Origin of the sequence: Shewanella sp. 10B, assembly GCF_023475885.1 — a bacterium.
Taxonomy (GTDB): Bacteria; Pseudomonadota; Gammaproteobacteria; order Enterobacterales; family Shewanellaceae; genus Shewanella; species Shewanella mangrovisoli.
This window is the reverse complement of sequence record NZ_JAMDJO010000006.1, coordinates 69,566-91,012: the sequence shown is the minus strand read 5'-3', so window position 1 is coordinate 91,012 and position 21,447 is coordinate 69,566. Positions and strand designations below refer to the sequence as shown.

The following is a 21,447-nucleotide window of genomic DNA, read 5'->3' as shown; positions in this document are numbered from 1 at the left end:
ACATGGCTCGCGTAACTGTAGAAGACGCCGTAGAACAAATCGGCAACCGTTTTGATATGATCCTGGTTGCGGCGCGTCGTGCTCGCCAAATCGCCGTGCAGGGTAAAGACCCTATGGTTGAAGAGATGAACGACAAGCCAACGGTTATCGCCCTGCGTGAAATCGAACTAGGTTTAGTGAATGCTCACACTTTAGATGCTGACGAGCGTCAATCAGTGCGTGAGCGTGAAGCAGCTGAAATCGCAGCTGTTGCCGCTATCGCTGAAGGCCGTTCACTATAAGTCTAATTGAGTCACACCTGTTCGGGTAAAGGAGAGCTGCCACTTGTATCTGTTTGAAGGTCTAAAGGAGTCTGCTTCCGGTTACTTAGAACCCGAACAGGTAGAATTGCTCAAGCAGGCGTACCAAGTTGCGCGTGATGCCCATGAAGGGCAAATGCGCACCAGCGGCGAACCTTATATTACCCATCCGGTTGCGGTTGCCCGCATCCTCGCCGAGATGCGTCTCGATCACGAGACGCTGATGGCGGCCTTGTTGCACGACACCATCGAAGATACCTATGTCACCAAAGAGGACTTGGCCGAGCAATTTGGTGAAGCCGTGGCTGAGCTGGTTGAAGGGGTGTCTAAGCTCGACAAGCTGAAATTTCGCGACAAAAAAGAAGCCCAAGCGGAAAACTTTCGCAAAATGATGATGGCGATGACGCAGGATATCCGCGTTATTCTCATCAAGCTTGCCGACCGTACCCACAACATGCGCACCTTAGGTGCACTGCGCCCCGATAAACGCCGCCGCATTGCCCGCGAAACCTTAGAAATTTACGCACCGATTGCCAACCGACTCGGTATTCACAATATCAAGACGGAATTAGAGGATTTAGGCTTCCAAGCCTATTATCCGATGCGCTATCGGGTGTTAAAGGAAGTGGTTAAAGCGGCCCGTGGTAACCGTAAAGAGCTCATTCAAGGCATTGAGGCTGCGGTACTCACCCGTCTAAACGATGCGGGCATTAAAGGCAAAGTTAAAGGTCGCGAGAAAAACCTCTACTCTATCTATAACAAGATGCAGAGCAAGGAACTGCAGTTCCAAGAGGTGATGGATATCTACGCTTTTCGCGTCATCGTCGACTCCATCGATACTTGCTACCGCGTGCTCGGTGCCATGCACGGCCTGTATAAACCGCGTCCGGGTCGCTTTAAAGATTATATCGCTATCCCCAAAGCCAACGGTTATCAGTCGCTACATACCTCGTTATTCGGCCCCCACGGCGTGCCCGTCGAGATCCAGATTCGTACCGAAGATATGGACCAAATGGCCGACAAAGGGGTTGCAGCCCATTGGGCCTACAAAGGCGGCGCCGATGGTCAAGGCACCACCACGCAAGTGCGTGCCCGCAAGTGGATGCAAAGCTTGCTGGAACTGCAACAGAGCGCCAGCACCTCCTTCGAATTCGTGGAGAACGTCAAAACTGAACTCTTCCCCGAAGAGATTTACGTCTTTACCCCCGAAGGTCGCATTTTAGAATTACCAGTTAACGCCACCGCTGTCGACTTTGCCTATGAAGTCCACACCGATGTAGGTAATACCTGTGTCGGTGCCCGCGTTAACCGCCAAGCTTATCCGTTAAGCCAGCCATTAATCTCCGGTCAAACCGTTGAGATCATTACCGCCAAAGGCGCGCGGCCGAATGCCGCTTGGCTTAACTTTGTGGTGACGGGTAAAGCCCGCGCCAAAATCCGCCAAGTGCTTAAGAGCCTAAAAGCGGACGATGCTATCGCCCTTGGCCGCCGTTTGCTTAACCATGCGCTGGGTAAAACCAAACTCGATAGCATTCCAGCCGAGCAGATTGATAAAGTCGTGCGCGATACCAAGCACGCCAATTTAAATTCCTTACTCGCCGACATCGGCCTTGGCAATGCCATGAGCATAGTCATCGCCCAACGTTTGATTGGCGATAATTTAGAGAATCAAGAGAGCCGCGATTCTCACCTGATGCCAATCCGTGGCGCCGAAGGCATGTTAGTAACCTTCGCTAACTGTTGCCGCCCTATTCCAGGTGATGCGGTAATTGCCCACGTGAGCCAAGGTAAAGGCTTAGTCGTCCACATGGAAAACTGCGCTAACATTCGCGGTTACCAAGGCGAACCCGATAAATACATTCCCGTACAGTGGGACAATGTCGAAGGCGTCGAGTATCAAGCCAATCTGCGGGTGGAAATTGTTAACCACCAAGGTGCGTTGGCGAAGATCACCTCGATTATCGCCGCCGAAGGCTCGAACATTCACAACCTTAGCACCGAAGAACGCGATGGCCGCGTTTACTTGATTAACCTGCGGATTTCGGTGAAGGACAGGATCCATTTAGCTAACGTGATGCGCCGTATCCGGGTACTGCCCGAGGTGTTGCGTACATCCCGTAATCGTTGATCATTTATTAGAGAGAGCGTCATGGCAGAAAAAATCATTATCGCGACCGAAAACGCCCCAGCGGCAATTGGCACTTATTCTCAAGCGGTTAAAGTCGGCAATACAGTGTATTTATCCGGCCAAATCCCACTGGTGCCAAGCACAATGCAAATCGTGAGCGATGATTTTGAGGCGCAGGTAGTGCAAGTGTTTGAAAACTTAACGGCCGTTTGTACCGCTGCTGGCGGCACAATCAACGATATCGTCAAGCTCAATATCTTCCTGACGGACTTAAGCCACTTCGCCAAAGTGAATGAAATCATGAGCCGTTACTTTAGCCAACCTTACCCAGCTCGCGCCGCTATCGGTGTGAAGCAACTGCCTAAGGATGCGCAAGTCGAAATGGACGGCGTGATGGAGCTGTAAGCTTCCACCGATTTTAAGAGGCGCTTAGGCGCCTTTTTTATTGCCTAATGCGCCCTGCGGCTCCTGCTCTGACCTGTGATTAAGTTCATTTTCATTTCATACTCAAACGATAGGCTAGTCCGCCAATTTTAAGATTTTACAATCTTGCAAACTATTTGCGTGGCCTCACAAAACTCGCCATACTGGGCACCTATGTTGGGGTTAAAATAACAATAAAGAACAGGGAATTGCCTATGGATAATGCGATTAAGACGCCAGTTGAAATGTTGGCGCACTGGGCGAATACACGTGGGGATGAAATCTATTTGCGCCAGCCCATCAAGGGTCAATACCTTGATTTCACGTGGAATGAAGTGCAAGAAAAAGTGCAGCAACTCGCGGGTGCACTGCGCCATTTAGGCCTAGAGCCGGGCGATAAGATTGCCGTGCTCTCTAAAAACTGCGCCGAATGGTTTATTACCGACCTCGCCCTGATGCACGGCGGCTATATCAGCGTTCCCATCTACCCCACCGCCAATACAGATACCATCCGCTATGTACTTCAACATAGTGGTGCTAAAGCGATTTTCCTCGGCAAGCTCGACCACTGGGCCGATCAAGAAGCTGGCGTCGGCGGCGAATTACTCCGCCTTGCCATGCCCTATGAAACCATGCCGGCTCAATATCAATGGGAACAACTGCTCAAGATGGGCAACCCTCTGATTGAAGCGCCGTTACCTGAGCTCGATCAGACCATGACCCTGATTTACACCTCAGGCTCAACGGGCCAACCGAAGGGCGCGATTCAGACGTTTGCCAGCTATGGCTGGACTTGCCAAGCCGTGGTGCGCGATCTGCGTACCAATGGCAACGACAGATTATTGTCCTACTTACCGTTAGCGCATATTACCGAGCGCGTGGCGATCGAAGGCTCATCTTTTTATTCCGGCAGTACAGTCGCCTTCGTCGAAAGCTTAGACTCCTTCGTTGCCGATGTGCAGCGCGCTAAACCAACGGTATTTTTCTCGGTTCCGCGTCTGTGGAGCCTGTTCCAGAAAAACATTATCGACAAGATTGGTGTTGGCAAACTCAATCTACTGCTAAAGATCCCGCTGATTAGCAGCCTAGTAAAACACAAGATCCACAAAGGGTTAGGACTCAACCATTGCCGCTTACTCGGCTCTGGTTCGGCGCCTATTCCGCCTTCACTCATTCATTGGTATCACAGCATTGGCTTGGATATTTGTGAAGCGTGGGGCATGACGGAAAACTGTGCTTACTCCATCATCAACTATCCCTTCGATGCGCGTAAAATCGGCACTGTGGGTAAACCCGTGCAGGATTGCCAAATCCGCCAAGGTGAAGACGGCGAACTGCTGCTGAAGAGTCCCGGCCTGATGACAGCCTATTATCTGCAACCCGAAGCGACAGCGGCGGCCTTCGATCCCGATGGTTTCTTCCATACTGGCGATCTCTGCGCTATCGACGCCGATGGTTGCGTGACTATCACTGGCCGCGTGAAGGACAACTTTAAAACCGCCAAGGGTAAATACGTCGCCCCAGTGCCGATTGAACGTAAGCTCGCGCAGGATCCCCATGTGGAGCTGATTTGCGTCATTGGCTCAGGCCTACCGCATCCCGTCGCGTTAGTGCAACTTTCCGAGGGCGCGACCTTACAAGCCCGCGAAGAAGTTCGCGCATCCTTAAAAGCGACACTCGATAGTGTGAACCCACATTTAGAGTCCCATGAACATGTGGATGCGATTGTGGTCGTGAACGAGCCTTGGACCATCGAAAACGATGTGTTAACTCCGACGCTGAAGATCAAACGTCATGTGCTCGAGAAGGCATTTAGTGAGCGTGTCGACGGTATTCGCGGCGCGCAAGTGCGCTGGGAAGATGAGTTATCTGCAAAATAACCCATCGAATCTTGAAGTAATGACACTCACCTCTAAAGCACACCTTTTCGGTGTGCTTTTTTATGACATATTCTGTCAAAACGGTTGAAAAACACGTATCATGTGCGCCTGTCAGCATAAGCTGATACACCTTAAATCAATTCACTCAATCAGGTTTAACAGAGTCTAAAATGCTCATTGCACTTTCAATTATCGGCGGCTTTATCATTTTAACCTTAGGCGCAGAAGCCTTAGTCCGTGGCGCGAGCTCGATCGCCCTACGTCTTGGCATCACGCCCCTCATCATCGGCTTAACCATTGTGGCCTTTGGTACCAGCGCGCCCGAACTTGCGGTGAGTGTTAAGTCAGCACTGGCGGGCAATAGCGGCATTGCACTGGGTAACGTGATCGGCTCTAACATTGCCAACATTGGTTTGATTTTGGCGATAACGGCGCTTATTCGCCCGATTCAAGTACAGTCACAAATGGTAAGACGGGATATCCCCTTGATGATCCTCGCCTCTATGCTGTTTTGGGGATTGTTATTGGATGGCGAACTCAGCCTGATTGACGGCGTGATTTTATTATCACTGCTTGTTGGCTACCTAGTATTCAGCTATTTCAGCTCGAAAAATACCACAGATGCCGACGGCGAAATCATCGAAGAAGGCCCTAAAAACCCATTACTCTCAGTGGCATTTATTGTTGTAGGCATCGGCATGTTAGTCGGTGGCGGGATTTTATTTGTGAATGGCGCTGTCGATTTAGCCAAGGTATTTGGCGTGAGCGAAGTTATTATCGGCTTAACCATTGTCGCTATCGGCACCAGTATGCCAGAGTTAGTGACCTCTGTTTTAGCGGCGCTCAAAGGTGAAAGCGATATCGCTATCGGTAACGTGGTTGGCTCTAACCTATTCAACATTTTAGGTATTTTAGGTGTAACTGCGATTGTGCACCCAGTATCGGCCCTAGGTTTCCAATCCTTCGACTTTATCGTGATGCTCGCCTTAGCCGTGGTGATTTTACCCTTCGCTTGTTCAGGTTTGCGTATCGGTCGCCGTGAAGGTGCCACGCTGCTTGTCGCTTACTTAGGTTACATGGTGTACCTAGTCAACCAAGCCAGCACCCAAGCGGTCGTATAACGCGCTGCGCCTCATCTTACAAAACACCGGAGCCTCTCCGGTGTTTTGCTTTTAGGCCTAAGACATGACATTTGTCATGCCCAATTGATGACCTTTGTGCCTGCACTCAGGCCAAGGTATTTCTGATAATGAAGCCGTCCCCAAGCAATGGGTTATCACTTCAATAAGGAAATACCATGAAAACACTCTTACTATTATCAAGTCTTGCCCTCGCCTGCGCCCCTGTATTCGCGGCTTCCAACTCGAGCCTCAATATCGCAGAAGTAGACAAAGCGGCAAGCACCTTGAATATCGAAAAATTGCAACAGCTCAGCACAACAACGCAGGATTACGAAGCGGCTTATGCTAACTACCGCTTAGCCATCAGCGCCAATGTGATGGGACAAAAAACCTTAGCGGATCAGGCCTTAGCTTCGGCGCAAACCAGCTTAGAAGCCCTCAATAATACCCAAGCCGATGCCGAATCCCTCGCGCTATTATCATCCGTGTATGGCATGCAAATCGCCTTGGACAACAGTAAAGGCGCCGAGCTTGGGATTAAATCCGCCAATGCCATCGCCCAAGCCGAACAGCTGGCACCGCTTAACCCGCGGGTGGCATTGGTTAAAGCGATTGCCGCCTATAATACGCCCGCCATGTTTGGTGGCAGCATGCAGCATGCAAAGACCCTCGCCAGCAGCGCCATTGAGCGGTTTAATCAACCTTGCGAGGACATTTGCTGGGGTGAGGCCGAAGCTTACACTTGGCGCGGACTCGCAAAACAGGAGTTAGGTGACGCCCAAGGGGCTATCGAAGATTGGCAACAGGCACTGCAAGTGGAAAAAGATTATGGTTGGGCTAAGTTTTTACTTCAACAAAATCAGCAAATAAGTGCAAAATAACCCCTGAACAGGCAAAAGGATTGGCTGACGTTTGCGGCCAATCCTGCCATCGGTAGCCAGCTATTGGCCTTAGGCGAAGCGTCATGACTCAACATTCAGTGCAAATAGAACAAAAAATCGCATGGGTTTACCTGATTAACCTGGCGTTTTATCTGATCCCGCTGTTTGTCACGCCCTATCCGAGCTGGCAGATAGGACTCATTTTAGCCGTACTTATTCCCTTTATTTACAGCTACTTTTGGGCCTATCGCTGCCATACTCGAGTGGCTTATCGACCCATCAGCGTCATGCTATTACTGGCCATTGCCATCACACCCATCAATCCTGGATCTATTTCTCTCTTTACCTTTGCCAGTTTCTTTATTGGCTTCTTCTATCCGCTCAGAGTCAGCCTGTTAAGTTGGTTTGGGATTTTGGTTTTACTGTTCCTACTCAACCACTTTAGCCAGTTCAATAATCTGTATTTCCCAGTGTATGGCTCGGCGTTAGTTTTCGGCGTTGGCATGCTGGGGATAGCCGAGCAAAAACGTTATCAGCATAGATTGAAGGAGCGACAAAGCGCGCAGGAGATCAGCACCTTAGCGACCATGGTTGAACGGGAGCGCATCGCCAGAGACTTGCACGATATCATGGGGCACAGTCTGTCATCGATTGCCCTAAAGGCTGAACTGGCGGAAAAACTGCTCGCCAAACACGAATATCAATTAGCGACCACTCAGTTGCAAGAGCTAGGACAAATCGCTCGGGAGAGCTTGAGCCAAATAAGGCATACGGTCTCAGATTATAAACATAAAGGGTTGGCTAGCTGCGTCACTCAATTATGTAACACCCTGAGGGACAAGGGCATCGCGGTGGAGCTACTAGGCGAGTTACCCAAATTATCCGCCAGAGCAGAGAGTCAGCTCGGTTTAGTGTTAACCGAGCTGGTGAATAATATTCTGCGCCACAGCAGCGCCAGCCAATGTCGCATTCAGTTTCGCGAGCAGGCCGATAGCCTTATCGTCGATGTGCAAGATAACGCCCCAACAAGCCCTATTATCGAGGGTAACGGCCTAACAGGGATCCGCGAGCGGCTCGCTAGCCTTGGGGGACATTTAAGCTATGATCTTGAACAGGGATACGCCTTTAGCGTCAGCTTACCTTTGCAGGGAGCAACAGATTAATGCACATTCTTCTCGCGGAAGATCAGGCTATGGTACGCGGTGCGCTCGCAGCACTGTTAACCCTAGCGGGTGGTTTTACCATCACCCAAGCCAGCAATGGCGATGAAGCCTTAAGCCTGCTGAAACAACAACATTTCGACCTATTGCTGACGGATATCGAAATGCCAGGTCGCACCGGCCTAGAATTAGCGTCTTGGTTGAAAGAACAACATAGCCATACCAAGGTCGTAGTTATCACTACCTTTGGCCGCGCAGGTTACATCAAACGCGCCATTGAAGCGGGCGTGGGTGGTTTTTTACTGAAAGATGCGCCATCGGAAACCTTAGTCAACGCCATCCAACAGGTGATCGCGGGTAAGCGGGTTATCGATCCTGAGCTGGCAATCATGGCGATTGGCGATATCGATCCCCTCAATGATAAAGAGCGCCGCGCCCTACGTTTTGCCAGTGAAGGCAAGTCCACCGCCGAGATAGCCGAGATGCTGTTTATTGCCGAAGGCACGGTACGTAACTATTTATCCGAAGCCATTGCCAAACTCAATGCGAGCAACCGAATCGATGCCGCCCGCATCGCCAAGCAAAAAGGTTGGTTATAGCTCTGCTAGTTGTCATAAATGCAGTAAATGCGGTCGAATTTTCCTAAGGCTAAATCATCCCGATGGATAATAAAATTCAACTGCATTGAGTGCTCACTATAGACGGCTTTGAACAGCACCAGATAATCTTCAGCATTGCCGCCTAATTCAGCCGCGGCGTTGAGCTCGGGGGCTTTATAGCCGCTATCACCATGACCATTAATGCTGGCGATACCATTGTAATACGGCAGCGGCTGCTCGGGGACGAGCAATGCCTGCAAGTTGGATGACTGCCATTCGGGTAGCGCAGACCATTGTGCTTGAGTAAGAATCTGACCGGGGATTAACCCGTGTTTATTCATTTTCATTAGATCAAAGGAATAGAGCTGATCTTGCCACTCTGGTGCCAATTCATCATCCACAACCTCAAGGGCCTCCAGCATCATGGCTTGTTGCGGTTCTGGTAGCGCTTGTAAACGCGCCTTGGCTAACGTTAATAAATGCGGGTTGTCACTATTAATCATGTCAGTGGCTATCATCTTAATGCTGGCAATCCCCTGAAGTTGATAAGCCGCCTCATACTCATAGTTTGCACAGACAGCATCGTCGAACTTATGTTCGGCAATCGCTTTCCCAGAGTTAAGCTGCTGATCTTCAGCGACATAATAGACATGGCCGCGAAGCATTTCTGAGAATCGCCAGCGCTCCAAGAAGAACAACAATCGCCCTTCTCGGGGCAAATAAGATTGAAACGCCTTCAGGTCGCTACAATTGAGCTGTGCGATAAATTGCATGGGCACACGGAAGGCCTGCGCCGCCTCGTCCCAGTCCCAATCTTGCGACCAACAATAATGCTCCTCGACATACTCGCGAGTGTGGTCGAATTCCTCAGCGTAAGCATCCAACATCTCCTCCCTTCCGACCAAAGTCACCGGATAATCCATGCCAACAGGTAAATCCGGCAATCCACCCAATCGGCTGTTACCTAACAGGGCATAGTCTTCGATTGCGCAGGGATAGAGATCGACACTACTGCGAATAAACGCCGAGAGAACGTTGGCAAGGTTGGGGTCTTTAAACTGTGCCAGCTTTTGCTCGAGCAACTGCTGACGAATGGGGGAATTTTCTGCTAACAACATATCCATATTTACCTCACTACTCCAATGTTGGCTTTTTATCATTTCTATCAAATATTTGCTATCGCTCAGCAGGTCAAACTGCCAAGGCTATCACGCTAACGCTACCGCCTGAGTCAGCCGCTTGCGGCTCTGGCGGACAGCGATCCTGTGAATTGAAAACCCTTAGGCGAATTACTGCTACACTCAAATTCTGCGCAAAAAGATCAACAAAAGGATTTGTTTATGGCGATAGCCTGCGTGCATACCCGAGCCAGTTGCGGTGTTGAGGCTCCAGAAGTCATCGTTGAAGTGCATCTCAGTAATGGCCTCCCCGCCTTTAATCTGGTGGGCTTACCCGAAGCCTCGGTCAAAGAAGCGCGCGAGCGCGTACGCAGCGCCTTGATTAATGCGGGATTTGAATTCCCCATGCGCAGGATAACGGTTAATCTCGCGCCGGCGGACTTACCCAAACAAGGGGGCCGTTACGATTTGCCCATCGCCATAGGCATTCTGGCGGCTTCGGAGCAAATCCCCGCCAGCAGCCTTAAAAATACCGAATTTGTCGGCGAGCTCGCGCTCTCGGGGCAGATACGCCATTGCCAAGGGTTACTACCCGCCATCATTGCGGCTAAACGTCATAACAATCAGCTAATTCTTCCCTTAGAGAATCGCCACGATGCCGAGCTTGTGGGCTATCACAGCGTCTATTTTGCTTCCCATCTGCAAAGCTTAGCCGCGTTTCTCCACGGACAGGCGCCATTGCCTATGCTCGAGCAACAGCTCGAATGGATTAGCGACGAGGCGCCAACCACCCAGCCTTGCCTGAGCGACGTCATAGGCCAGTATCAAGCCAAACAAGCCCTCGAAATCGCTGCGGCCGGAAACCATAACTTACTGATGCTCGGCCCGCCGGGCACAGGCAAAACCATGTTAGCCAGCCGAATTATGGCCTTATTGCCCATACTCAATTACGAAGAGGCATTAGAGGTCGCCGCCATTCATTCGGTGGCGGGCATTAATATCAAACCGCAGGATTTTTTGAAGAGGCCGTTTCGCGCGCCGCACCATACCAGTTCGTCCATCTCCTTGGTCGGCGGTGGTAGCATTCCTAAACCTGGGGAAATCTCCCTAGCCCATCGCGGGGTGTTGTTTTTGGATGAAGTCGCCGAGTTCCCCCGTAAGGTGCTCGATTGCCTGCGTGAACCCATGGAAACGGGCGAAGTAGTGATCTCCCGCGCCGCCGCTAAGTTAACTTTTTTAAGCCGCTTTCAGTTGATCGCCGCCATGAATCCCAGCCCCAGCGGTGATATTGAAGGGGCGAACCGCGCCACACCCGATCAGGTTCAGCGTTATCTCGCCAGACTGTCGGGGCCTTTCTTAGATAGGTTCGACCTAACCATCGAAGTCCCAAAACTCCCCGCGGGCACACTCACACAACCAACAACGACCAGCGAAACCAGTGATGAAATAGCTAAACGAGTCAAACGCGCCCGCGATAGCCAACTGGCGCGAGCAGGCGTGCTCAACAGTGAACTCTCGGGAAAACAGCTAAAACAATTCGGCGGCCTCAGCGACGCCGACTTAGGCTTTTTAGAGCAGAGTGTCGTCAAGCTTGGGTTATCCGTTCGCAGCTTCCACCGCATTCAACGCGTTGCCCGCACCATTGCCGATCTGGAGCAAGCACCCAATACCGAACGGCGCCACCTCGCCCAAGCCTTAGGTTATCGCGCCATGGACAAGCTATTAGCCCGCTTATCCCAGCAATATTGAGGCTTAAAATGTTAACAAATGCCCCGACCAGCTGCCGTAAGATTGAGCCAAACGCCGACACCGAGTAACATAGGCCTCCAATTTTTATCAGGAGGCACTAATGGGGACGCTGTTTTCACAATTAAAAGGCTGCATTGCCTTCTTAGGCTATGTCGTGAATACCTTGTTTTGGGTGATACCTATAGTGCTCGGCAGCCTGATAAAGCTTATCCCTCTGCCTCCACTGAGAACGGGCATAAGCTACTTTCTCGACTTTTGCGCGAGCGCCTGGATCAGCGTCAATGGCGTGATAGAACGAGTGCTGCACCCAGTCGACGTCGAACTCACGGGTGACACCCTATTCTCGACCAAAGAATGGTATATGGTGATTGCTAACCATCAGTCCTGGGTCGATATTTTAATCCTGCAACGGGTGTTTAACCGCCGCATTCCTTTCCTGAAGTTCTTCCTCAAACAGGAACTGCTTTATGTACCAGTCCTTGGACTGGCGTGGTGGGCATTAGACTTTCCCTTTATGCGCCGCTATAGCACGGCACAGCTGAAGAAAAATCCAAAGCTTAAGGGCAAAGATATTGAAATTACACGTAAAGCCTGCGCGAAATTTAAGACAAAACCCGTCAGTGTGATGAACTTTGTCGAGGGTACGCGCTTTACTAAGGCTAAACATAAAAAGCAAAACTCACAGTTCCAACATCTGTTAAAACCCAAAGCGGGTGGCATGGCCTTCGCGCTATCGGCGATGGGAGAACAGATCCACAAGTTAGTGGATGTTGCGATTTACTACCCGGGCCCAGTCCCTAGCTTTTGGGACTACCTGACAGGCAAGCTGCCAAAGGTTAAAGTACACATCAAAGTGAGTGATATCGCGCCGGACATGCGTGGCGACTACATGAATGACCGTGATTTCAAAATTGGCTTCCAAGAACAATTGAACGACATTTGGCTCGCTAAAGACCAAGTGCTCAGCCAACTGGCTGGCCAAGCGGACCAAGAAGTAAGGTAAAACCTCTATGTTGAATTTCCTTCCCGGCCCAGTGCTGTTTATTCTCAGTCTGAGCCTGCTGATCATTAACACCGCCCTTTGGGGAACCTTAGTTTGCCTCGGTGGTTTAGTGAAAATGCTGATGCCTGTCCCAAGTGCTCGCAACGCAGTGACCGCACTGATGAACCGTTTTATGTGGGCATGGGCGAGCTGCAATGGTGGCATTTTGTATTTGATTGCCAAAATCGAGTGGGATGTCCAAGGGCTCGAAGGACTGGATAAAAACGGTTGGTACTTGTTGATCAGTAACCACCTCAGTGGCTTTGATATTGCCGCGCAGACTTACCTACTGCGTAACCATATTCCTATGCTGAAGTTCTTCCTCAAGAAAGAGCTGATCTATGTTCCTATTATGGGCCTAGGTTGCTGGGCGCTCGACATGCCCTTTATGGACAGAACTAGCCCGGCAAAACTCAAGAAAAATCCAAAGCTTAAGGGTAAAGATTTAGCCACCACTCGCCGCGCCTGTGAGAAGTTTAAAAATATGCCCACCTCGATCATCAACTATGTTGAGGGCAGCCGCTTTACCCAAGACAAGCGCCAGCGTCAGGATTCGCCTTACCGCCATTTACTGCGTCCTAAGGCGGGCGGTATTGCCTTTACCCTGTCAGCCATGGGTGAGCAATTTACCAATTTGTTGGATGTAACCTTAGTGTATCCCGATGCCCCAGATGATGTGTTATTCGGCGTGATGAACGGCAAAGTGCGTAAGATTGTGGTGCGAGTTCGCGCCTTACCTGTGCCCCAAGTCGATGCGACTCGTTACTTTGCCGAATCCGAGTACCGCGTCGAGTTTCAGCGTTGGTTAAACCAAATTTGGGTCGAGAAGGACGAGCAAATCGATGCGCTATTACTGCAACATCGACAGCTCACGGATAGCGCCACCAGCACCCACACACAGCTCCACTGATACAGATTTACGAATTAAGCTTCACGAATGTAAGTGAGTCGATTGCGGGTTAGGCTTACCTAGCCCGCTGATTCCGCCTCAAGCTGTGCCAGCCTCGTTGCCACTTGCGCCAATTCCGTTTCATTAAACACGCTCACACCCGCCGCCTGCAGTAATTCCGCCGTCATTCCCTGTCCTGCGATTAAACGTTTACTGAAGGTGCCATCATAAATATGTTGATTGCCACAGGAAGGACTACGCGCCTTTAAAATTGCTACCTTAATGCCTTGCTCCTGAGCCAGAACAAGCGCCTTTTGTGCCCCCAGCCTAAAGGCCGCTGTTACATCTTCACCCTGCGCCGTTAGCACTAGCTCGCCGACACGTTCGGCCGCAGGCCTTGGTGTGGGTAATCCGCCCGCACATTCAGGACAAAACGCCACTATGCGGCCTTCTCGCTGCCATCGCTGTATCCACTCGTCTTGCAGCAGATTATGACCGCCGTCATAACGTACCGCCTGCCCGAGCAAACAACTGCTAATGAGGATTTTTTCCATCCAGTCCCCCTAATGCCTTAACCCCGAGAGCCTTAACCCTGTGAGTGCCAACCAATACCTTCTCAGCATTGTACTCAATAAGTCGCAATGGGGTAAAAGCTGCGTTTTATAGCACCATCAGACATCACTCAACACCAAAATTGTCGACAATTATCAATTACAAAATAGAGAAGACAAAATAATCAAAATCAGTAAAACCACAAAATAATCAACAAATACAACAATTAACATTTCACAATTCAGATGTATAGACTTACGTCTAAGTAAACACATTGTTGACAATAACCTTTAACGGGACTATTTTTTACCCATTGTCGACAATCCAGCAATCAACGAGTGATGCGAAGTATGTTGAAGCAAGAAACCATATTCCCCACAGATGACACCCAAAGCTCAGTGGCTCATGCTGCGACGAGCACAACGAATAAGGTGAAATCCCTCGCCAGCGAAAAATCGTCGACCACCTTAGCCGATCAAATTTTGGTGCAAATACAAACCAGCATCATCAAGGGTGAACTGCCTGCGGGCAGTAAGATCAACGAACAAGCCCTCGCCGAAAAATATGGCATCAGCCGTGGCCCGACCCGTGAGGCGCTGCAAACCTTAGAAAGACAACGTCTCGTTGTCCGCGCCCCCCATGTCGGTGCCCGAGTCGCCCAGCTCACAGTGAGCGAGTTAAACGATTTATATCAATTACGTAGTGTGCTCGAAGGCATGGCCTGCGAACTTGCCGCCAGCCGTATTACCCCTGAGCAGCTAGCCAAGTTAGAAGACTTACTCGCCGTGCAAGAAACCGCGCTGGCCAATGGCGATACCTATTTCCAAGAGGAAGGCGATGTCGACTTCCACTACCAAATCATCCAAGCCAGCGGCAATAAGCATCTGCAAGAAACCTTAATTGGCGGGCTCTACCATCTGCTACGGATGTACCGCTATCAGTGCACCAATAAGAATCGCCCAGTAAAAGCCATTGCCGAACATAGACGTATCGTCGAGGCCATCGCCCAGCGTGATGGCGAACTCGCCAGTCTGTTGATGCGTCGCCATATTGAGCAAGGCCGTAAAAATACCGAATTACGCTTGATTGAATTACAAGCTAACGCCGCCGCGAAAGAAACCTTAGCCAATATTAACTAAGGCGTTGCGGCCCATAAGCATCCAATGCTGAACACTCAGTACCCTAAATAGGATAAGGACAAGACCATGACCCAAAGCGCAGGATTACGTTTTCGCCAAGCTCTTGCTAACTCAAAACCGCTGCAAATCGTCGGCACCACTAATGCCTATTTCGCCCTGATGGCGGAGCAAACGGGTTTCCAAGCCCTGTATCTGTCGGGCGCAGGCGTAGCGAACGCCTCCTACGGTTTACCGGATTTAGGCATGACCTCGATGAACGACGTGCTGATCGATGCCGGTCGTATCACCTCTGCAACCCAACTGCCACTGCTGGTCGATATCGACACAGGTTGGGGCGGCGCCTTTAACATCGCCCGCACCATCAAAGAATTTGAAAAAGCCGGTGTTGCCGCCGTGCACATGGAAGACCAAGTATCGCAAAAACGTTGTGGCCACAGACCCAACAAAGCGGTAGTGAGCACAGAGGAAATGGTTGACCGTATCAAGGCCGCCGTTGATGCCCGTACCGATCCTAACTTTGTGATCATGGCGCGTACCGATGCGGTTGCCGTTGAAGGTTTAGAAACGGGTATCGAACGTGCAAAAGCCTATATCGCCGCCGGTGCCGACATGATTTTCGCCGAAGCCTTAACTGAGCTCAACCAATATCGCCACTTCAAAGCGCAGGTTAACGCACCAATCCTGGCGAACATGACCGAATTTGGCCAAACCCAACTGTTCAACAAAGAAGAACTCGCCGAAGCGGGCGCCGACATGGTGCTTTACCCACTCGGTACTTTCCGCGCCGCTAACCAAGCCGCACTGAAAGTGATGCAAGCGCTGATGAATGATGGTCATCAACGCAATGTCTTAGACACTATGCAGACCCGTGCGGATCTGTATAAGTACTTGGGCTACCACGCCTTTGAAGACAAGTTAGATCAATTGTTTAGCCAAGATAAGTAAAAGATAAGTACAGACCATGGACGTCAGTAGAAGCTTTGGCTTCGCGTTGTTACTGATACCCAGCTGCACGAGCCGCGACCTCAAATAACGGCTCATGCATCACCGACACGCTGCAACCCTACATAAGGTCGAAACGAGTATTTCGCCAACATTATGCAGCTTTAACCAAAAAGGTAGACGGCCAATTTTGAGCCTGTCTGCAATAACCATAGCGTTAACGGAAGGGAAGGATTATGTCAGACGCAAAAAAATTAAGTGGTGCAGGATTACGTGGCCAGAGCGCGGGTGAAACCGCATTAAGTACCGTAGGTGTATCGGGCAGCGGCCTGACCTACCGCGGTTACGATGTGAAAGATCTGGCCGAAAACGCGACTTTTGAAGAAGTCGCCCACCTCATCCTCTACGGTGAGCTGCCAACCACAGCACAACTCGAAGCCTACAAGACCAAACTTAAAGGCATGCGCGGCCTGCCACAGGCATTAAAAGAAGTGTTAGAGCGCATTCCTGCCGACGCCCATCCAATGGATGTGATGCGTACCGGTTGTTCTATGCTGGGTAACCTCGAAGCCGAGCACAGCTTTAGCGAGCAAAGCCAAATTGCCGACCGTTTACTGGCGGCCTTCCCATCGATCATCTGCTACTGGTATCGCTTTAGCCACGATGGCGTGCGCATCGAAACCGAAACTAATGATGAGCAAATCGGTGCTCACTTCCTACACCTGCTGCACGGCAAAGCCCCATCGGCGCTGCACGCTAAGGTGATGGACGTATCCTTAATTCTGTATGCAGAGCATGAGTTTAACGCTTCAACCTTTACCGCCCGTGTGTGTGCATCGACCCTGTCGGATATGCATTCATGTGTGACCGGTGCTATCGGCTCACTGCGTGGTCCGCTACACGGCGGCGCTAACGAAGCGGCGATGGAACTGATCCAAGATATGAAAGACGAAGCCGATGCCCGCGATGTGTTGATGGGTAAACTCGAGCGTAAAGAGAAGATCATGGGCTTTGGTCACGCCATCTACCGTGAGTCAGACCCACGTAACGCCATCATCAAAGAATGGTCTGAAAAGCTGGCCGCCGATTACGGTGACGATCGCCTCTACCGCGTATCGGTCGCCTGTGAAGCCCTGATGTGGGAACAGAAGAAACTCTTCTGTAACGCCGACTTCTTCCACGCCAGTGCCTACCACTTCATGGGCATTCCAACCAAGCTATTTACCCCAATCTTCGTTTGTTCACGGGTAACAGGTTGGACGGCACACGTGATGGAACAACGCTCAAACAACCGCATTATTCGCCCAAGTGCCGACTATGTGGGTGTGGCTTTACGTAAAGTCGTGCCGATTTCGGACCGTTAATCGACACAACAGAAACTGGCGCTTAGGCGTCAGTTTCGCCAACAGAACCCAGTGTGAATAATGTGCAAACTCAAATGTTTATGCACTGATGTAATGAGAACTGATGTAATAAGAATAGGTTAGGTTATGACCACAGCCATGAATACCTTATATCGCAAGCCCTTACCAGGCACTGCGCTCGACTATTTCGACACCCGTGAAGCCGTTGAAGCCATCAGCCCCGGCGCCTACGCGAAACTGCCCTACACCTCTCGTGTACTGGCTGAAAACTTAGTCCGTCGCTGCGAGCCAGAGGCGCTTACCGCCTCACTAAAACAAATTATTGAATCAAAACAAGAACTGGATTTCCCTTGGTTTCCAGCACGCGTCGTGTGCCACGATATTTTAGGGCAAACCGCGCTGGTTGACTTAGCGGGTCTGCGTGATGCAATTGCCGCTAAGGGTGGCGATCCTGCGCAGGTTAACCCAGTGGTGCCAACCCAGCTGATTGTTGACCACTCATTGGCAGTGGAATACGGCGGCTTCGATAAAGACGCCTTTGCGAAAAACCGCGCCATCGAAGACAGACGCAACGAAGACAGATTCCACTTTATCAACTGGACGCAAAAAGCCTTTAAAAACATCGATGTGATCCCTCAGGGTAACGGCATCATGCACCAGATTAACCTCGAGCGAATGTCACCTGTGGTGCATGCGCGCGACGGTGTTGCCTTCCCTGATACCTTAGTGGGCACCGACAGTCACACGCCACACGTGGATGCACTCGGCGTTATCGCCATAGGTGTGGGTGGACTTGAAGCAGAAAGCGTGATGTTAGGCCGCGCATCTTATATGCGTCTGCCAGACATTATCGGCGTTGAGTTAACGGGCAAACCGCAGCCTGGCATTACTGCAACCGATATCGTTTTAGCCCTGACCGAATTCCTGCGTAAGGAAAAAGTGGTTTCATCCTACTTAGAGTTCTTCGGCGAAGGCGCTGAGGCCTTAACTCTTGGCGATCGCGCAACCATCTCTAACATGACCCCAGAATTTGGCGCCACCGCCGCCATGTTCTATATCGACCAACAAACACTGGACTACTTAACCCTCACGGGCCGTAGCGACGAGCAAGTTAAGCTGGTTGAAACCTATGCTAAGACCACAGGTTTGTGGAGCGATGACCTTAAACATGCAGAATACCCACGTACCCTGCGCTTTGATCTGTCATCGGTTGTGCGCACTATCGCGGGTCCGTCTAACCCACATGCCCGCGTGCCAACCTCTGAGCTTGCCGCGCGCGGCATTAGCGGCGTAGTTGAAAACGAGCCCGGCTTAATGCCAGATGGCGCCGTGATTATTGCCGCCATCACCAGCTGCACCAACACCAGTAATCCACGCAACGTGATTGCGGCGGGCCTGCTGGCACGTAACGCTAATACCAAGGGCTTAAGCCGTAAACCTTGGGTTAAGAGCTCTTTAGCCCCCGGCTCTAAGGCGGTGCAACTGTATTTAGAAGAAGCCAATCTATTGCCAGAGCTTGAATCCCTAGGCTTCGGAATCGTTGGTTTTGCCTGTACTACCTGTAACGGTATGAGCGGCGCGCTCGACCCAGTTATCCAACAGGAAGTGATTGATCGCGATCTTTACGCCACCGCCGTATTATCTGGTAACCGTAACTTCGACGGTCGTATTCACCCTTACGCTAAGCAAGCCTTCCTCGCATCACCACCATTAGTGGTGGCCTATGCGATCGCAGGTACCATCCGCTTCGATATTGAGAAGGATGTGTTAGGCCACGATAAAGACGGTAACCCAGTGCGTTTAATCGACATTTGGCCAAGCGATGCCGAGATCGATGCCGTGATTGCGAAAAGTGTTAAGCCTGAGCAGTTCCGTAAAGTCTACGAGCCAATGTTTGATTTAAGCGTCGACTATGGCGATAAGGTCACACCACTGTACGACTGGCGCCCACAATCGACCTATATCCGCCGACCACCTTACTGGGAAGGCGCATTAGCGGGCGAGCGCACCCTCAAGGGCATGCGTCCACTGGCGGTATTAGGCGACAACATCACCACCGACCATTTATCGCCATCGAACGCGATCATGATGGACAGCGCGGCGGGGGAATACCTGCACAAAATGGGTCTGCCAGAGGAAGACTTTAACTCCTACGCCACCCACAGGGGCGACCACTTAACGGCGCAGCGCGCGACCTTTGCCAACCCTAAACTCAAAAACGAGATGGCGATTGTCGATGGCAAGGTTAAACAGGGCTCTCTGGCGCGTATCGAACCAGAAGGCCAAGTGACTCGCATGTGGGAAGCCATTGAAACCTATATGGATCGCAAGCAGCCGCTGATCATTATCGCCGGCGCCGACTACGGTCAGGGTTCATCCCGTGACTGGGCCGCCAAGGGCGTGCGTTTAGCGGGCGTGGAGGCCATTGTTGCCGAAGGCTTCGAGCGTATTCACCGCACTAACCTAGTGGGTATGGGTGTATTACCGCTGGAATTTAAAGCGGGTGAGAATCGCGCGACCTACGGCATCGATGGTACTGAAGTGTTTGACGTTTATGGTGACATAGCACCACGTGCAGATCTGACGGTTATCATCACCCGTAAAAACGGTGAGCGTGTCGAAGTGCCTGTGACCTGTCGTTTAGATACCGCAGAAGAAGTATCTATCTACTCGGCTGGCGGCGTGCTGCAGCGTTTTGCGCAGGACTTTTTAGAGTCAAATCTGAAGTAAGACTCGCGCTAAAAGGCGGCAATGCCGACAAGCTTGCCGCCTATATCAACGCTAACCTTTTCGCGATTCCCCTTGGAGTTAATAGCATGAGCAAGAATCCGTTTCCGCCCCAGATTAAAGTAGCCGCCACTTATATGCGCGGCGGCACCAGCAAAGGGGTGTTTTTCCGCCTGCAAGATTTACCCGAGGCGGCCCAAGTACCAGGTCCTGCTCGAGATACCCTGCTGCTGCGCGTAATTGGCAGCCCAGACCCCTATGGTAAGCAGATTGACGGTATGGGCGGCGCTACCTCAAGCACCAGCAAAACCGTGATCCTGTCTAAGAGTACCCAAGCCGACCACGATGTTGACTATCTGTTCGGCCAAGTGTCGATCGACAAACCCTTTGTGGATTGGAGCGGAAATTGTGGCAACTTAACCGCCGCCGTCGGCGCCTTTGCCATTAGCAATGGCCTGATTGATGCTTCGCGCATCCCGCAAAACGGTATCTGCACTGTGCGTATTTGGCAGGCCAATATCGCTAAAACCATTATTGCCCACGTGCCGATTACAAATGGTGAAGTGCAGGAAACCGGTGATTTTGAGCTCGATGGCGTGACCTTCCCCGCCGCTGAAGTGCAAATCGAATTTATGAATCCCGCCGCCGATGAAGATGGAGACGGGGGCAGCATGTTCCCCACGGGTAACTTAGTGGATGTGCTCGAAGTACCGGGCGTTGGCAGCTTTAATGCAACCATGATTAATGCGGGCATCCCGACCATCTTTATCAATGCCGAAGACTTAGGTTACACGGGTACTGAGCTACAAGACGATATCAACAGCGATAACGCCGCCCTTGCCAAGTTTGAAACCATTCGCGCCCATGGCGCAGTGCGTATGGGACTTATCAAGCATATTGATGAGGCCGCATCACGCCAACATACGCCCAAAGTGGCCTTTGTGGCGAAACCCACCAGCTATGTGTCATCGAGTGGTAAGGCTGTCGCAGCAGAGGAAATCGACCTGCTGGTTCGCGCCCTTTCCATGGGTAAATTACACCATGCAATGATGGGCACAGCCGCCGTAGCGATTGGCACGGCAGCCGCGATTCCCGGCACTCTAGTCAACCTCGCCGCCGGCGGTGGCGAGAAGGAAGCTGTGCGCTTTGGTCATCCATCGGGCACCTTACGAGTGGGTGCCCAGGCCACATTGGAAAATGGCGAATGGACAGTCATCAAAGCCATTATGAGCCGTAGCGCCCGCGTGCTAATGGAAGGCTTTGTGCGCGTACCAACGGCTTAAGCCAAGAAAAGAGTTCAACCAAAGACCTTGCTTCTCCCCCTTCCGGCAAGGTCTTTTTTTATTTGTCTCACAGTGTTATCAGCTTGTGTCGACATACGGTAAAAACTGCTAAAATCCCCCCGACAGCAAATAATAACAACAAGCATTTTGC

Annotated in this window: 18 protein-coding genes; 16 read left to right on the top strand and 2 right to left on the bottom strand. The window is 51.2% G+C overall.

The window, feature by feature from the left end; all coding sequences use genetic code 11:
- Positions 1–2 precede the first annotated feature (2 nt).
- From rpoZ to M0415_RS17435, 8 genes are all read left to right on the top strand, one after another.
- Complete coding sequence (gene rpoZ / locus M0415_RS17470; RefSeq protein ID WP_011624339.1) at positions 3–281, top strand: DNA-directed RNA polymerase subunit omega; 279 nt, start codon at positions 3–5, stop codon at positions 279–281.
- Between the two features lie 43 nt (positions 282–324).
- On the top strand, positions 325–2,427 hold the full coding sequence (gene spoT, locus M0415_RS17465; RefSeq protein WP_011624879.1) for a bifunctional GTP diphosphokinase/guanosine-3',5'-bis pyrophosphate 3'-pyrophosphohydrolase: 2,103 nt from the start codon (positions 325–327) through the stop codon (positions 2,425–2,427).
- 21 nt (positions 2,428–2,448) lie between these two features.
- Positions 2,449–2,832: a deaminase RidA gene (ridA, locus tag M0415_RS17460; protein WP_011624341.1), complete on the top strand. Its 384-nt coding sequence runs from the start codon at positions 2,449–2,451 to the stop codon at positions 2,830–2,832.
- Positions 2,833–3,065: 233 nt separating this feature from the next.
- Positions 3,066–4,730 (top strand): AMP-binding protein, encoded by a 1,665-nt coding sequence (locus M0415_RS17455; protein WP_249556372.1) that lies wholly within the window; start codon positions 3,066–3,068, stop codon positions 4,728–4,730.
- A gap of 170 nt (positions 4,731–4,900) precedes the next feature.
- Positions 4,901–5,851, top strand: coding sequence for a calcium/sodium antiporter (locus tag M0415_RS17450; RefSeq protein WP_249556373.1), 951 nt, complete (start codon positions 4,901–4,903; stop codon positions 5,849–5,851).
- Positions 5,852–6,027: 176 nt separating this feature from the next.
- Positions 6,028–6,732, top strand: a complete 705-nt coding sequence (locus M0415_RS17445; protein ID WP_249556374.1) for a tetratricopeptide repeat protein — start codon at positions 6,028–6,030, stop codon at positions 6,730–6,732.
- 83 nt (positions 6,733–6,815) lie between these two features.
- On the top strand, positions 6,816–7,895 hold the full coding sequence (locus M0415_RS17440) for a sensor histidine kinase (protein ID WP_088212278.1): 1,080 nt from the start codon (positions 6,816–6,818) through the stop codon (positions 7,893–7,895).
- On the top strand, positions 7,895–8,491 hold the full coding sequence (locus M0415_RS17435; protein WP_088212277.1) for a response regulator transcription factor: 597 nt from the start codon (positions 7,895–7,897) through the stop codon (positions 8,489–8,491). The genes M0415_RS17440 and M0415_RS17435 overlap by 1 nt, the downstream gene beginning before the upstream one ends.
- 5 nt (positions 8,492–8,496) lie before the next feature.
- On the opposite strand, the gene M0415_RS17430 is transcribed toward M0415_RS17435, so the two are convergent.
- On the bottom strand, positions 8,497–9,615 hold the full coding sequence (locus tag M0415_RS17430; protein ID WP_249556375.1) for a DUF1963 domain-containing protein: 1,119 nt from the start codon (positions 9,613–9,615) through the stop codon (positions 8,497–8,499).
- A 216-nt stretch (positions 9,616–9,831) separates the two neighbouring features.
- Here M0415_RS17430 and M0415_RS17425 point away from each other — a divergent pair, with 216 nt between their 5' ends.
- From M0415_RS17425 to yihG (M0415_RS17415), 3 genes are all read left to right on the top strand, one after another.
- Positions 9,832–11,358: a YifB family Mg chelatase-like AAA ATPase gene (locus tag M0415_RS17425; RefSeq protein WP_249556376.1), complete on the top strand. Its 1,527-nt coding sequence runs from the start codon at positions 9,832–9,834 to the stop codon at positions 11,356–11,358.
- A 100-nt stretch (positions 11,359–11,458) separates the two neighbouring features.
- Positions 11,459–12,361, top strand: coding sequence for a 1-acylglycerol-3-phosphate O-acyltransferase, YihG family (gene yihG, locus M0415_RS17420; RefSeq protein ID WP_249556377.1), 903 nt, complete (start codon positions 11,459–11,461; stop codon positions 12,359–12,361).
- 7 nt (positions 12,362–12,368) lie between these two features.
- Complete coding sequence (gene yihG, locus M0415_RS17415) at positions 12,369–13,310, top strand: 1-acylglycerol-3-phosphate O-acyltransferase, YihG family (protein WP_011718561.1); 942 nt, start codon at positions 12,369–12,371, stop codon at positions 13,308–13,310.
- 59 nt (positions 13,311–13,369) lie between these two features.
- Here yihG (M0415_RS17415) and M0415_RS17410 read toward each other — a convergent pair whose 3' ends face one another.
- Positions 13,370–13,843, bottom strand: a complete 474-nt coding sequence (locus M0415_RS17410) for a 2-thiouracil desulfurase family protein (RefSeq protein WP_249556378.1) — start codon at positions 13,841–13,843, stop codon at positions 13,370–13,372.
- A gap of 348 nt (positions 13,844–14,191) precedes the next feature.
- Here M0415_RS17410 and M0415_RS17405 point away from each other — a divergent pair, with 348 nt between their 5' ends.
- The 5 genes from M0415_RS17405 to prpF all read left to right on the top strand — a co-directional run bounded on the left by M0415_RS17405 (position 14,192) and on the right by prpF (position 21,296).
- Positions 14,192–14,980: a GntR family transcriptional regulator gene (locus tag M0415_RS17405; RefSeq protein ID WP_249556379.1), complete on the top strand. Its 789-nt coding sequence runs from the start codon at positions 14,192–14,194 to the stop codon at positions 14,978–14,980.
- Positions 14,981–15,046: 66 nt separating this feature from the next.
- Positions 15,047–15,925 carry a methylisocitrate lyase gene (gene prpB, locus M0415_RS17400; protein WP_249556380.1) on the top strand — a complete coding sequence of 293 codons (879 nt, stop codon included), beginning with the start codon at positions 15,047–15,049 and terminating at the stop codon, positions 15,923–15,925.
- A 233-nt stretch (positions 15,926–16,158) separates the two neighbouring features.
- Positions 16,159–17,286: a bifunctional 2-methylcitrate synthase/citrate synthase gene (gene prpC, locus M0415_RS17395; RefSeq protein ID WP_249556381.1), complete on the top strand. Its 1,128-nt coding sequence runs from the start codon at positions 16,159–16,161 to the stop codon at positions 17,284–17,286.
- Between the two features lie 126 nt (positions 17,287–17,412).
- Complete coding sequence (gene acnD, locus M0415_RS17390; protein WP_249556382.1) at positions 17,413–20,016, top strand: Fe/S-dependent 2-methylisocitrate dehydratase AcnD; 2,604 nt, start codon at positions 17,413–17,415, stop codon at positions 20,014–20,016.
- Between the two features lie 86 nt (positions 20,017–20,102).
- Positions 20,103–21,296 carry a 2-methylaconitate cis-trans isomerase PrpF gene (gene prpF, locus M0415_RS17385; RefSeq protein WP_249556383.1) on the top strand — a complete coding sequence of 398 codons (1,194 nt, stop codon included), beginning with the start codon at positions 20,103–20,105 and terminating at the stop codon, positions 21,294–21,296.
- Positions 21,297–21,447 lie beyond the last annotated feature (151 nt).